At 73.1% G+C, this 13,979-nt stretch carries 9 protein-coding genes; 3 read left to right on the forward strand and 6 right to left on the reverse strand.

Annotated elements, in window-relative coordinates:
* Nucleotides 1–29: 29 nt before the first annotated feature.
* The gene (locus ABT345_RS08360) at nt 30–2,834 is read right to left on the reverse strand and encodes a SpoIIE family protein phosphatase (RefSeq protein WP_345087409.1); all 2,805 of its coding nucleotides are present in this window, start codon (nt 2,832–2,834) and stop codon (nt 30–32) included.
* 501 nt (nt 2,835–3,335) lie between these two features.
* On the opposite strand from ABT345_RS08360, the gene ABT345_RS08365 reads away from it, so the two are divergent.
* Nucleotides 3,336–4,022 (forward strand): TetR/AcrR family transcriptional regulator, encoded by a 687-nt coding sequence (locus tag ABT345_RS08365; protein WP_345087411.1) that lies wholly within the window; start codon nt 3,336–3,338, stop codon nt 4,020–4,022.
* A 113-nt stretch (nt 4,023–4,135) separates the two neighbouring features.
* On the opposite strand, the gene ABT345_RS08370 is transcribed toward ABT345_RS08365, so the two are convergent.
* Entirely contained in the window at nt 4,136–4,702 is a 567-nt protein-coding gene (locus ABT345_RS08370; protein WP_345088137.1) for a MarR family winged helix-turn-helix transcriptional regulator, read from the reverse strand.
* Between the two features lie 235 nt (nt 4,703–4,937).
* Here ABT345_RS08370 and ABT345_RS08375 point away from each other — a divergent pair, with 235 nt between their 5' ends.
* Entirely contained in the window at nt 4,938–6,383 is a 1,446-nt protein-coding gene (locus ABT345_RS08375; RefSeq protein WP_345087414.1) for an MFS transporter, read from the forward strand.
* A gap of 72 nt (nt 6,384–6,455) precedes the next feature.
* Here the strand turns inward: ABT345_RS08375 and ABT345_RS08380 are convergent, their stop codons facing one another.
* Nucleotides 6,456–7,700 carry a DUF6214 family protein gene (locus tag ABT345_RS08380; protein ID WP_345087416.1) on the reverse strand — a complete coding sequence of 415 codons (1,245 nt, stop codon included), beginning with the start codon at nt 7,698–7,700 and terminating at the stop codon, nt 6,456–6,458.
* A 184-nt stretch (nt 7,701–7,884) separates the two neighbouring features.
* Nucleotides 7,885–8,256, reverse strand: a complete 372-nt coding sequence (locus tag ABT345_RS08385; RefSeq protein WP_345087418.1) for an ArsR/SmtB family transcription factor — start codon at nt 8,254–8,256, stop codon at nt 7,885–7,887.
* A gap of 217 nt (nt 8,257–8,473) precedes the next feature.
* On the opposite strand from ABT345_RS08385, the gene ABT345_RS08390 reads away from it, so the two are divergent.
* Nucleotides 8,474–9,130, forward strand: coding sequence for an endonuclease (locus ABT345_RS08390; RefSeq protein ID WP_345087421.1), 657 nt, complete (start codon nt 8,474–8,476; stop codon nt 9,128–9,130).
* A 38-nt stretch (nt 9,131–9,168) separates the two neighbouring features.
* On the opposite strand, the gene ABT345_RS08395 is transcribed toward ABT345_RS08390, so the two are convergent.
* Nucleotides 9,169–11,706: a phosphoketolase family protein gene (locus ABT345_RS08395; protein ID WP_345087423.1), complete on the reverse strand. Its 2,538-nt coding sequence runs from the start codon at nt 11,704–11,706 to the stop codon at nt 9,169–9,171.
* 1,215 nt (nt 11,707–12,921) lie between these two features.
* The gene (locus tag ABT345_RS08400; RefSeq protein WP_345087425.1) at nt 12,922–13,962 is read right to left on the reverse strand and encodes an SCO6745 family protein; all 1,041 of its coding nucleotides are present in this window, start codon (nt 13,960–13,962) and stop codon (nt 12,922–12,924) included.
* Nucleotides 13,963–13,979: the final 17 nt, after the last annotated feature.

Consider the following 13,979-nt stretch of genomic DNA (forward strand, 5'->3'; position numbering starts at 1 on the left):
CGGGCCCCATGCGCATGTCCGGGGCCGGGTCATTCGAGGTCGTCGTCCCACTGGTCGAGCAGGTCCTCGTCGCTCAGCTCCTCGGCGGGCATCGCCGGCGGCTCCAGGGACTGTTCGGTCCACACCACCTTGCCGCGGTCGGGGTAGCGGGTCCCCCAGCGTTCGGCGAACTGCGACACCAGGTAGAGCCCGCGGCCGCCCTCGTCGGTCATCGCGGCGCGCCGCAGATGCGGGGCGGTGGGGCTGCCGTCGGACACCTCGCAGATCAGGCTGCGGGCCCGCAGCAGCCGGACGCGGACCGGCCCGGTGGCGTAGCGGATGGCGTTGGTGACGAGTTCGCTGAGGATGAGTTCGGTGGCGAAGCCCAGGTCGGCCAGGCCCCAGGAGCCGAGCCGCCCGGCGACCTCCGCGCGGACCGGGGCGACGGCCGACGGGTCGCTGGGCACGGCCCATTCGGCGACGTGGTCGGCGTCCATGCGGCGGGTGGCGGCGACGAGCAGCGTGATGTCGTCGCCGGGCCGCGGTCCCACCATGGCGTCGACGATCGCCTGGCAGGTTTCCTCCGGTCCGGCGTCGGGCAGCCCGGCGAGGACGTCGCGGAGCGCGGCCAGACCGACGTCGGCGTCGCGGTCGTACTCGCGGATCAGCCCCTTGGTGAAGAGCACCAGCCGGCTGCCCTCGGGCAGCTCCAGCGTCGCCGTCTCGAAGGGTTCGCCGCCGAGCCCGAGCGGCGGCGAGACGGGGATGTCGGGGAAGCTGACCGTGCCGTCGGGCAGCACGAGGGCCGGGGTGGGCAGCCCGTTGGTCGCGATGGTGCAGCGGCCGGCGGCGGGATCGTAGACCGCGTACAGACAGGCCGCTCCCGAGACCTGGGCGGAGCCGGCGGAGCCGCTGTCGTCGATCCGGCCGACCAGTTCGTCGAGGTAGCCGAGGAGTTCGTCGGGCGGCAGGTCCAGGGCGGAGAAGTTGTGCACGGCGGTCCGCAGCCGGCCCATGGTCGCGACGGCGTGCAGTCCGTGGCCGACGACGTCCCCGACGACCAGCGCGACGCGGGCGCCGGGCAGCGGGATGACGTCGAACCAGTCGCCCCCCACCCCCGCCTCCTGCGCCGGCAGGTGGCGGTAGGCGGCGTCCACCGCGTCCTGGTCGGGGAGTCCGCCGGGCAGCAGGCTGCGCTGGAGGGTGACGGCGGTGGCGTGTTCGCGGGTGTAGCGGCGGGCGTTGTCGATGCAGACCGCGGTCCGTCCGACCAGTTCCTCGGCGAGCGCCAGATCGTCCTCGTCGAACGGTCCGGACGCCTCGGTGCGCCAGAACTCGGCCAGGCCCAGCACCCGTCCGCGGGCCCGGACCGGCACGCTGATCAGCGACGTGAGGCCGAGGGCGTGGATCCGCTCGGCCCGCCCGGCGTCCGCGGGCCCGGTGGCTCCGTCCGCGAAGGCGCCGGTCCGCGCCGGGCCGCCGGTCAGCTCCGGCACCTGGGACAGGTCGGGGACGAGGACCGGTTCGCCCTCGGCGAGCGCCCGGGCGTGCGCGGCGGGCCGGACCGCGGTGACCGGTTCACCGACGGGAAAGGTCGCGCTGCCGCCGCCCGGCACGGTCCCCTCGGGCACCGCGGTGACGGCCGTCCGGCGCAGCGGCTGCCCGGAGACGTCCGGTTCGTCGCCGCGCAGGACGGGGTCGGCGAGGTCGATGGTGGCGACGTCGGCGAAGCGCGGGACGGCGACGTCGGTCATCTCCCGGGCGGTGCGCCGCACGTCGAGGGTGGAGCCGACCCGGGCGCCGGCGTCGTGCAGCAGCCGCAGCCGCTCCCGGGCGGCCTCGGCGCGGCCGGTGACCGCCCGCAGTTCGGTGGTGTCGCGGAGCGTCGCGACGCTGCTCGCCACGGAGCCCGGGCTGTCGGTGAGGCGGACGTTGATGACCAGCAGCCGGTCGCCCGCGGGGCGGACGGCGTCCGACACGGCGCGGCGGTCGGTGAGCAGCGCGGCGACGGACGGCTCCAGACCGAGTTCGGTCACCAGCCGCCCCTCGGCGTCCGGCCCGAGGTCCAGCAGGCGCCGCGCCTCGTCGTTGGTGAGCAGCAGCCGCCCCTCGGCGTCCACGATCAGCACCCCTTCGCGGACGGCGTGCAGCACCGCGTCGTGGTGTTCGTACATCCGCGTCATCTCGGCGGGCCCCAGGCCGTGGGTCTGGCGGCGCAGGCGGCGGCCGACGAGGACGGTCCCGGCGGCGGACAGCACCAGGACGCCCGCGGCGCTCCCGAGGAGGGCGGGCAGTTCCGCGGCGCTGGTGTTCTGCGCCCGTTTGACGGTGACGCCGGTCACCACCAGCCCGGCGATCGAGCCGTTGCCACGGTGAACGGGGACGACGGAGGTGACGGTGATGCCGCGGACGCCGGGGATGGTGCGGGTGAAGGGGCCCTGGGTGAGGGCTTCGCGGTACATCGGATTGGCGCGCTCGCCGATGAGCGACGGGACGGGGTCGGTGTAGCGGATGCCCTCGGGGCTGAGGAGGACGACGAAGTCGACGTCGGCGGATTCCCGGATCGCCTCGGCGCGCGGCTGCAGCTCCGCGGTGGGGTCCTTGCCGTCCAGCGCCTGTGCGGTGCCGGGTGCCAGGGCGAACGCCTCGGCGACGGCCCGGGTGCGGTGCTGGGCGTCGCGGGTGCTGGCGTTGCGCGACTGGAGGACGAGCGCCAGCGCGGCGATGGCCACGAGGACCACCACCAGCACCAGTTGCGCCAGCATCAGCTGGCCCGCGAGGCTCCGCACGTTCCAGGGGAAACGCAGGGTCCGCGGTGGTGCGGAGCCCGGTGCCCGGTGCCCGTTCTTGCGCATGCGCTATCCGTCACCCGCCGGATCGCCACACACGCCTCGGACGGGGAGCGGTCCGGCCCGGTGGCTGAGGAACTGGAAGCATATCGACGCAAAGATACCAATTTATCACCACGCTCGTACGGAGCCCGCGACCCCCACCACCCGTTCCGCCGCACCCCGTACTCCACTCGGCCCCCACCCCAACCACCTGCCTCACCGCGGCCGTTACCTCAACCTTTCGGCCATTCAGGAGGTTTACGGAGGAGTGGGGAGGGAGCGCCGGTCGGGCCGAGGAATGCACGGCGCGAGCCGACGAAGATCCACAACGTGGCAGCGCCCGTGCGCCGCGTCCTTGCGATTCCTCGCCGGGACGCCGCGCACGGGCGCTGTCACGGGCTGGTTCGGACGATCCCCCGCGTCGTCCGAACCAGCCGGTGCGGCCGGAATTCGCACCTGGAAAGGCGAATACCCGGCGTGCCCTGAGTATACTGGCTGCCAGCCAGCCAACGCAGGAGTTACAGGATGTCCCCTCGCAGCGCATCGGTCAACGAAGAACTGCGGCGACGTTCCCGCGAGCGGCTGCTGCAGGCGACGGTCGACCTCGTGGGCGAGCGCGGCTACGACGCCACCACCCTCGGCGACATCGCCCTTCGGGCAGGCACCGCACGCGGCCTGGTCTCGTATTACTTCCCCGGCAAGCGGCAGCTCCTGCAGTCGGCCGTGCACCGCCTGATGCACCTGACCCTCCAGGAGGCGCTGGAGCGCGAGCCGCGCCCCGAGGGCCCCGGCGCCGGCCGCGAGCTGATGGCCCGCGCCATCGACGCGATCATCGGCCTCACCCGCGACCACCCGCTGCTGATGCGCACCCACATGGCGGGCATCCTCACCGCCGACGGCTTCATCCAGTGCCCCGAACAGCAGCGGCTGGCCCACCTGCTGCGCGAAACCGTCATCGCCTACGGCTCCACCGACCCGGACGCCGACTACCCGCTGCTCCGCGCCCTGCTGATGGGCACGGTCGTCCCCCTGCTCCTGCCCGGCGCCCCCACCCCGCTCCCCCGCCTGCGCGCGGAACTCTTCCAACGGTACGGACTCGACTGGCAGTCGGGCTTCCCCCCGGCGGACGACCCTCCCGCGGACCCGGGGAATTCCCCGGCAACCGGATCACGCGCGGCCGGCCCGCGGGGCGCGGAGCGGGGCGACGCTTAGGGGACATCCCTGAGCGGTGGGGTCGGGATCCGGGGTTTCCCCAGGGGTTCGGCGGGTAGGGCGTGGGGCCCGGCCTCAAGGCCAACTCGGCCCCACCTGGAAACCGCCCCTGGCTAGGCGCCGTGCCCCACGTGGGAGACCCCCTGGAGATTCAGCTTCTCCTGCACGTCACCGAGCAGCGTGCGCAGCAGCTCGGCCAGGCTGTCCCGTTGCTCGGCGGTCAGCCCGTCGAGCAGTTCGATCTCCCGTGACAGGACCTGGTCGACCGTGCGCTCCACGAGGTCGTGGCCGGCGGCAGTGAGTTCCACCAGAACGGCTCGGGAGCGCCCGGGCGCGGGGCGCCGCGTGACCAGCCGCTCACGTTCGGCGCGAGCCACGCGCTGAGAGATGGCGCCGGCGGTGACCAGGGATTGCTCGGCAAGCTCACGGGTGGTCAGCGTGTACGGGGGGCCGCTGCGCCGCAGCGTGCTGAGGAGGTCGAGGGTGGCCGAGTCGATGCCGGCCTCGGCCAGCACTCGACGGCGGTCATCACCGAAGTGCTTCGCAAGCTGCCAGATACGGGTGACCACCCCGATGGACGCCACCGAGGTCTGCGGCCGCTCCCGGCGCCAGGCAGCGGCGATCGAGTCCACAGGATCCCGTACGGACTCGGCCCCCTCGGGCGCCTGCTGTTGCGACATCTCCATGAACTTCCCTCACAGCGTGCTAGTTTTAGACCTCAATTTAGATCTAAATCTAACTTAGAGGCTCCGTGTCCCACGCCGAGCGCCTGGTACCGGGCGCAGGCTCCGTAGCGCTTCGACATTCAGTGGTGGCCCCATGAGTGCATTAGCAGAGGAAGAGGGCTCAGTAGCTCCAACGAACCCGAGCCAAGGCCAACCGAGGCCGACCGCTCGGGAGTGGGCGGGGCTTGGGGTGGTGCTGCTCGCGATGTTCATGAGCCAGATCGACATGTTCATCGTGAACGTAGCAGCCCCGGAGATCCAAACCGACCTGAACGCCGGATTCGGCCAGCTTCAGTTCGTGATCGACGGCTACGTCATCGCTTACGCCGCGGGCATGGTGACGGGGGGACGCCTCGGAGACCGCACCGGGCGCAAGAAGGTATTCCAGTACGGTGTCGCTGCGTTCACGACGACGTCTCTCCTGTGTGCCCTGGCGCCCTCGGCGAACACGCTGATCGCAGCACGTGTTCTCCAGGGACTCTCGGCGGCGTTGATGACACCGCAAGTTCTGTCCCTCATCCGCGCCGTCTTCGTCCACGGCCGCGACCGTGCCCGTGCGGTAGGGGCGTACGGCGCGGCCATCGGCGCCGGTGTCATCGCCGGGCTGGTCGGCGGGGGGCTGCTGCTCGACCTGGACGTCGCCGGGCTGGGCTGGCGCATGATCTTCCTGATCAATGTGCCGATCGGAATCGTCATTCTCTGCGCGGCGGCACCAGCGGTGACCGAAAGTCGCAGTTCCGACAACCCGCGGCTGGACTTCGTCGGCGTGGCATTCACCGCGCTGCTGCTGCCCCTTGTGCTGATCCCGCTGACGATCGGCCCCGAGAAGGACTGGCCGTGGTGGACCTATCCCTGCTTCTTGCTGGGAGCCGTGATGATCGTGGCGTTCCTGCGTTGGGAACGGCACCTCGAAGCCCGAGGCAGCGACCCTCTGTTGCCCGGCAGGCTCCTCCGAGCCCAGGGCTTCCCGCTCAGCATGGTCACCGTGCTGGCCTTCTTCGCAGGCAATGCGGGCCTCTTCCTGGTGCTCACGTATCACCTGCAATCCGGCATCCGGCTGTCCCCGATGCGTGCGAGCCTGGTGTTTGTGCCACTCGGAGTCGGGTTCATCCTCGCCTCCGCCGCCTGCCGGAGGCTGGCCGCCCGGTTCGGCATCCGCGTCTCGGTCGTCGGCGGGGCCATCATGGCCGCCGGCCTCTGCGCCGTCCCCGCAGTCACCGGTGCAGCGACGGACGTCCAAGCCGTGTTGCTGGCCGCCGTCATGGGCATCTCGGGCTTCGGGCAAGGGCTCGTGGTCGCACCGCTGATCGACACGGTGCTTTCCCGTGTGCGCCCAGACGATGCCGGCGCGGGCTCGGGCGTGCTGAACACAGTCACCCAAGCGGGTATGGGCCTGGGAGTCGCCGCCGTCGGCGCGCTCTACCAAGCCCTGCTCGGGGCCAACCCGCAGACACCGGACAGCCACGTCACCGCCTCGGACTTTGCTGATTCGTTCGATGTCACCAGCCTCGTGCTGGCCGCGCTGGCTCTCGGTGTCGCGCTGCTGTGCGCGTGGCTCGGAAAGGGGCGTAGGGGCAGTGGCAACACTGGCCCTGTGCATGAGCCCGACACGCACGCAACCGGCGCAACAGGCTGATCGAGAGCACCGTCCCTTTGAGCGGCACCCCTCGGGGCGCTTCCGTCGTCCGGGCTCGCGGGGCGCGCACGGTCATCCCTGGCGTCTGTGGTGCCGGGGCGAGAGCAGGCCCGCGTCGCGCGCTCCGGCGATCAGCCGCAGGGCCCGGCGCCGCCCGCGCCCGGTCGCGTTCATCACCGCCTCCACCGGGTCCCGCCCTTCGCGCTGCGCCTCCCGGTACGCCGCGGCCACCGCCTTGCTCCGATCGCCGCCCCGCCCCCACAGCGCCCGCCCTTCGGGGAGGGTGGTCCGGTCGGTCGAGGATGAGGTTTCCGCCCGGTCGGATGGGTCGGCGGAAGGGTCGGGGCCGGTGGCGTCGGTGGCATCCGAGGTGTCGGGGGCCGGACCGGGGGTTGCCTCGGGAGGCGGGGTGGCCGACGGGTCGGTGACCGGGTCCGAGTGGGGGGCGGCCTCCTGATGCGCGGCGGGGACGGCCGGCGATCCGGCGGCGGCTGCCGATGCGGACGCGGCTGCCGGTTCGGCGGCAACGGCCGGTTCGGCGGCGGGGTCTGCCGCGGGGGCCGCCTCCGGGTCCGCCGCCGGCACCGTGCCCGGTTCCGCCTCCGCCGCAGTGCCCGGATCCACCACTGGCGCCGTGACCGAATCCGCCGTCGATGCCGTGCCCGGGTCCGCTGCGGCTTCCGCCGAGTGCGCTGCCGTCGGCTCAGCAGGTGGATCCGCCGGCCGGTCCGTCGCTCGCTCCGTTGCGGGGCCCGCGGCAATTCCGGAGGCGGACGGCGCGGCGTCGCCCGCCTCCGGCTCGCTTCCGGCGGAGGGCACCGCACCGCGCGCCTCCTCCCGGCCCGCACCGCCGCTCCCCCGCACGCCGCCCCTGCGCGGTCCGGACAACGCCGACGGGTCGGTGGCGGGTGCCGGGACCGGCCGGGGTCTGCGGGTGCGGCCGGTGGCGATGCGGCAGGCGTCGTCGAGCGGTCCCTCGATCCAGTGGGCGAGGGTGGCGAGCCCGCTGAGCGGCAACGGCGGGTCGGCCCGCAGGTCCTCCACGGTGATGCCGTCGTCCTCCACGGTGACCAGCACATCGATCCGGGCGCCGTCGGAGAACGTCAGCCGGGCGCTCACCCAGGGCTCCAGCGGATCCAACCGGGACGGCGCGGCGTCGGCCGTCTCCGGCGGGCGACACCCGTCCGGGTGGTCGTCCGCGTCCCTGCGGGGCGGCGCGGCCGAGCCGTGTCCGCGCAGTTCCCAGGCGGGCCAGTCGGCCCGCACGGCCTGGGCTTCATATCGTTCACTAACGGTATAAAAGTCGCTTTCCGACACGGAGGAAACCTAGCGCCCGCCCCGCCCGGCCCAGCCCCGCGGCACGCTCATCGCACCGGGACTACCCCGATAGCGCAGCTCACTTCACCGGCGGAGCACGACTCACCTGCCTAGAGGCCCGCCACCTGCCGCCGCTTCCGGGGCCTCCCGGGGCTGCCGCGCGCTCCCGGGGCGGTCCGCCCGTTCAGTCCTCGCCGAGCCGGTCGGCCTGCAGTTCGGCGGCGCGCAGCACGCCGTCGATCAGCCCGGGGAACAGTGCTTCGAGATCCTCCGTACGCAGGGCGTTCATCTTCGCCGTGCCCCGGTAGATCTGCTGGATGACGCCGTTCTCCCGCAGGACGCGGAAGTGGTGGGTACAGGTGGACCGGCTCACCGGCAGCTCGATGTCCGCGCAGTTCAACTCGGTGTGCGCGGCCGCGAGGCGGCGGACGACACGCAGCCGCATCGGATCGGCGAGGGCGTGCAGCACCTCGGCGAGGCGGATGTCCTCGCGGCGCGGATGCTCCAGTGCGCGCGCGCCGGTCACGGTGCCGGCGGACGGCGTCTCGGTCGGCATGGCGGCTCCTGACGTGCGGCGGCGGTGAACGGCGGGCCGGTGCCCCACCGGCCTTCATTGTACGAGGAACATCGTAATTCCAGGGCCGTCGCCCGAGATCGAATTCCCCGGACCGACCGTCCCGTCCCCGCCCCGCGCGCCGCCTCACCGGCCCCGTGAGACAACGGAGAGGAGGGGCAGCCACCGTGCACACGGGGGAAGAGACGGAGGTGCGGGCATGAGCCGGAAGCGCGACCGGGAGGTGGCCGGGGTCCTGCTGGACCGGCACGGTACGACGTATGCGGCGGAGGCGGGCATCCGGATGCGGGACACCCCGCAGCCGCTCTACCAGCTCCTGGTGCTGGCATTGCTGCTCAGCGCCCGGATCCGGGCCTCGGTCGCGGTGGCGGCGGCCCGCGAACTCTTCGCCGCCGGGATGCGCACGCCGCGGTCGATGGCCGAGGCCACCTGGCAGCAGCGCGTCGATGCCCTGGGCGAGGGCGGCTACCGCCGCTACGACGAGCGGACGGCCACCCAACTCGGCTCCGGCGCCACGCTGCTGCACGACTCCTGCGGCGGCGACCTGCGGCGGATGCGGGACGCGGCCGGCGGTGACCGCGCCGCGCTGAGCGATGCGCTGCAGGAGGTGCCCGGCATCGGCCCGGCCGGAGCCGCGATCTTCCTGCGCGAGGTCCAAGGGGTGTGGCCCGCCCTCGTGCCGTTCCTCGACGGCAAGGCCCTCCAGGGCGCCGAGCGGCTCGGCCTCCCCCAGGACCCCGCCCGGCTGGCCGCGCTCGTCCCGGACGAGGACGTCGCCGCGTTCGCCGCCGCCCTCGTCCGGGCGGCCCTCGACGCCCATGTGGCCGATGACGTACGCGACGCCTGCGGCGGCTGAGCCGACGGGTCGGCCACCGGCGCGGGGCGGAGGCGTCCTCATGCGCCGTCCCCGCCCTCGTCCCACGTCCAGTCGGCGACCTCCGGCAGATCGGTGCCGTGGCGGCGGGTCCAGGCGTGGTGGCGGGTGCGGGCATCGGCCATCGCCTGGCGCACCGCGACGGCGCGGACGCCGAGTCCGGGCACCCGGTCAACGACGTCCATGACCAGCCGGAACCGGTCGAGGTCGTTGCGGACCACCATGTCGAACGGCGTGGTCGTCGTCCCCTCCTCCTGATAGCCGCGCACGTGCAGCTGCTCGTGTCCGGTCCGCCGGTAGGTCAGCCGGTGGATCAGCCAGGGATAGCCGTGGTACGCGAAGATCACCGGCCGGTCGCGGGTGAAGACCGCGTCGTACTCGGCGTCCGGCATGCCGTGCGGATGCGCGTCGCGCGGCAGCAGCCGGGCCGGATCGACGACGTTGACGACGCGGACCGCCAGATCGGGCAGGTGACGGCGGAGCAGCCAGGCGGCGGCCAGGGTCTCCTGGGTGGGCACATCGCCCGCGCAGGCCAGCACGGCGTCCGGCTCGCGGCTGCCGTCCTCCGTCCCGGCCCACTCCCAGACGCCGACGCCCCGCGCGCAGTGCGCCCGGGCCTCCTCCAGCGTCAGCCAGTCGAACGTCGGCTGCTTGCCCGCCACGATCACGTTGACGTGGTCCCGGGAGCGCAGGGCGTGGTCCGCGACCGAGAGGAGCGTGTTGGCGTCCGGTGGCAGATACACCCGGACCACCTCGGGGCTCTTGTTGAGGACGTGGTCGACGAAGCCGGGGTCCTGGTGGGAGAAGCCGTTGTGATCCTGGCGCCAGACATGCGAGCTGAGCAGGTAGTTCAGGGAGGCGACGGGACGGCGCCAGGGCAGTCGGCGGGCGGTGCGCAGCCATTTGATGTGCTGGTTGACCATCGAGTCCACGATGTGCGCGAACGCCTCGTAACTCGCGAACAGCCCGTGCCTGCCGGTCAGCAGATACCCCTCCAGCCAGCCCTGGCACAGATGCTCCGACAGCACCTCCATGACCCGGCCGTCGCGCGCCAGATGCTCATCGGTCGGGAGCATCGCGGCCTGCCACGCCTTGGCGGTCGCGCCGTAGAGCGCCTGGAGTCGGTTGGAGGCGGTCTCGTCGGGGCCGACGACGCGGAAGTCGCGGCGGGTGGCGGTCGCCGCCATCACCCCTTCGAGGAGACCGCCGAGGACCCGCGTCGGCTCATGCATGCTCCGCCCGGGCGCCTCCACGGCCACGGCGTACTCCTCCAGCGGCGGGATCGGCAGATCTCGCAGGAGAAGCCCGCCGTTGGCGTGCGGGGAGGCGCCGAGCCGGCGATCGCCCTCCGGGATGTGCGCCAGCACCTCCGGGCGCGGGCGGCCGCCTTCGTCGAACAGCTCGCCCGGGCGGTACGACCGGAGCCAGGACTCCAGCTGTCGCAGGTGGGCGGGGTTTTCGCGGACGGTGGGCAGGGGCACCTGATGGGCGCGCCAGGTGCCCTCGACCGGCACCCCGTCCACGTCGTGCGGGCCGGTCCACCCCTTGGGCGTACGGAGCACGATCATCGGCCAGCGCGGCCGCTCGGTGCCGCCGTCCGCGCGGGCCCGGCGCTGGATCGCGGCGATGCGGTCGAGGGCGCGGTCCATGGCGGCGGCCATCGCGTGGTGGACCGGGCCGGGTTCGTCGCCCGTGATGTACAGCGGCTCATGGCCGTAGCCGCGCAGCAACGCGTCCAGCTCCGCGTCGGGGATGCGGGCGAGGACGGCCGGGTTGGCGATCTTGTAGCCGTTGAGGTGCAGGATCGGCAGGACAACGCCGTCGTGCACCGGGTCGAGAAACTTGTTGGCGTGCCAGGACGCCGCGAGCGGTCCCGTCTCCACCTCGCCGTCACCGATGACGCAGGCGACGACCAGCCCGGGGTTGTCGAACGCCGCCCCGTACGCATGCGTCAGCGCGTATCCCAGCTCGCCGCCCTCGTGCAGCGAACCGGGCGTCTCCGGGGCGACGTGGCTGGGCACGCCCCCGGGGAACGAGAACTGCCGGAACAGCTCCGCCATCCCCGCCGCGTCGCGGCTCACATCCGGATAGACCTCGGAGTACGAACCGTCCAGCCAGGACTGCGCCAGCACAGCCGGGCCGCCGTGGCCCGGCCCCCAGATGCAGACGGCGTCGAGGTCCCGTGCCTTGATCACGCGGTTGAGGTGGGTGTGGACGAGGGTGAGGCCGGGCGAGGTGCCCCAGTGCCCGAGCAGCCGCGGCTTGATGTGCTCGGGCCGCAACGGCTCGGTGAGCAGCGGATTCCCCCGAAGGTAGATCTGCCCCGCCGCCAGGTAGTTGGCGGCCCGCCACTGGGCGTCCACCTGCGCCAGATCGGTGGGCGAGAGGGATGCCGGGGCGTTCGGGACGAGGTCGTGCCGGGCAGGGGCGGTGGAGGGTGGAGGGTCCGCGGCGCCGGAGGCTCTGGCATGGCCCGTACGCTCCGCGGCACCGGTGGAGTCCTCGGGAACCGCGGAGCCGGAGCCGGTGGCGTCTGCCGGGTCGGTGGGGTGGGACATCCGGGTCATCTCCTGGGTGGGACGGGGCTCGGGGCCGGGGGCTGGCGGGGTGACGGTTGTGGTGGGCAGGGCCGGGGGCCGGTGGTGGTCGCGGTGTCGGGCCAGGCTGAAGTTGGGGCTGGGGCGGGGCCGGCGGGACGACAGCGCGTTGGCCGAGGCCGGCCCGTGACGGCCGCCGGGCGGGGCCGTCACCTTGCGTCGTGGGGCCGGCAGGAGCGGCGCGGACGCCTGGTAGGTGGCGATGCGGGGCGGGTTTCCCCGTACGAGGATTCCGGTGGAACTGCAAGCGCGCCTGGCGGGAGCCGCGTCGTAGGGAGTCGGGGGTGCCTCCGACGCGTCGGAGCCAGGCGTCGCCTCGCGGGCTCAGTTCGGTCTCGGGGCGGTCGGTCTCTGTGCGGTCGGTTTCGGGGCGGTCGGTCTCGGGGCGGCGGTCTCTGTGCGGTCCGGGGCGATCCGGATCGGTTTGGGTCGGTCCAGATCGGTTCGGTTGGGTCGGATATCTCTGTCTCCGGCCGGTCGAAGCGGAGCGCAAGCACCCCCAGAGGCCGGTCAGTGCACGTCTGCGTTCCCAGGTCGGCCTTGCGCGTCCGCCGCAGAAGTCAGCACACGTCTGCCTCGGAGCGGTCCGCGGACGTCTTCTCAGACCGGCCGCTCAGACCAGTCACCACAGATAGGTCCCCCAGACCGATCAGCGCAGGGCCAGCTCGGTCCGACCGGTACAGGTCCAGCTCAGTCCAGTCCGGCCGGCCAGCCGGCCCAGGACCGCATCAATCCGGCGGCTCAGGTATCTGCGGCTCGGTATCGGGGCCGGTGTCCGGTCGGCGCTCCGGCTCGGGGGCGTCGTGCGGCTCCGGTTCGGTCGGCACCGGTCCTTGCGGCTCGGGGTCCCTGGGCACCGGACCCGGTTTGTCGGGCACGGGCCTGGATCGTCCGGAGGCTGATTCGGTCGTCATCGTCGCTCCTTCCTCCTTGGGGCTCATCGGAACCACCGTGCGGAAGCACCCTCCGACGGGTACCACGGCGCGCGTCCCGCTGCCCGGCGTGGCCACCCGGCTACCCCGCTTCACCCGCCGTGATCCTGGGCGTACGGAGCGGTCCCGCGTGCCGGTGACGGGCCTGGGGAGCACCGGGGCGCGCTTCCGGGGCGGCGCTCGGCGGCATCGGGGCAGGGCGAGGGGCACCTCAGCTCGCTCCGGGTACCCGTCTCCGCCGCAATCAGTCGGCCTGTGCCGAGCGCTCCCGCCCCGCCCTCCGGCCGTCGGTGTGTCTGCTGGGTGCCGGAGCGGCCGGCAGCCCTATCGGGTTGGGGAACGGCAGCAGCTTGGCGGCGAGGACGCGGTGGGCGGCGGGCTTCAGGTCCCGTAGGAGCTGTTCGGTCTGTGCGGTGGTGAGAGGTCTGAGCAGCCGGGCCGCGAGGGCGTCGGTGTGGTTCTCCATGTCTGCCCGTTCCATCGCGCCGCGGGCGGTCGCCGTGCCCTGGCCGTCGACCAGGCCACGTGCGCGCAGGCGTCCCGCCGCAGCGGCCCACTCCTCTTCGGTCCAGCCTCGGTCCTGTCGCATGGTCTCCGCGGGGACGAGGCCGCAGGCGACGGCCAGGACCAGGGGCTCGCAGCCGTCGAGTCCGCGCTCGGCGAGGACGGCGAGGTGGGCGTCGCCACGGAATTCGCGGAGAGCGGTGGCCAGCTGCCACAGGTCTTCGACCGGGTCGGCGCGGTCGCAGAGCGCCTGGTTCGCGGCGAACAGGGGCCGTGCGGCTCCCGGTGCGTCGTCGACCATGGCTCTGAGGGCGGGGGCGACCTTTGCGACGGATGCCTCCATCGTCGGATCGGCGGCCCGCAGGGCGTCGGCGGCACAGCGGGCGCGGGCGTCGAGGACCCGCTCCGGGCGGACCACGTGCCAGGCTGCCGGGAGGGCGCGGGCCGTCATGGCAGGGGAGAACAGGCCCAGCACCTCGGTGGCCAGCGGGGCGGACACGGCACCCAGCGGTGCGGTGCGGGCGGCGAAGTAGCCCATCCAGAAGCCCTTGAGGCCGAGGGCCTTGCCGAGGCCGCGGCAGGTTTCGTCGAAGTAGGTGACGGCATGCAGCGGTTCGGTCAGATGCCAGAGCGCACGGGCGGCGGCGCATGCCTCCGCTCCCGCTTCCGGCCGGGGCCGTCGCTGCGCCCCGGCCGATGCGCAGTCGTTCCGTTCGCTTCTTCTTTCCTGTCCCTCGCTCCGGTCGTGGTGTCGACCGCGGCCCTGCACCTGCCCCTGCACTTCTCCCCCGCCCTTCT

It is taken from the genome of Streptomyces sp. NPDC000404, assembly GCF_040300365.1.
GTDB lineage: Bacteria > Actinomycetota > Actinomycetes > Streptomycetales > Streptomycetaceae > Streptomyces > Streptomyces ramulosus.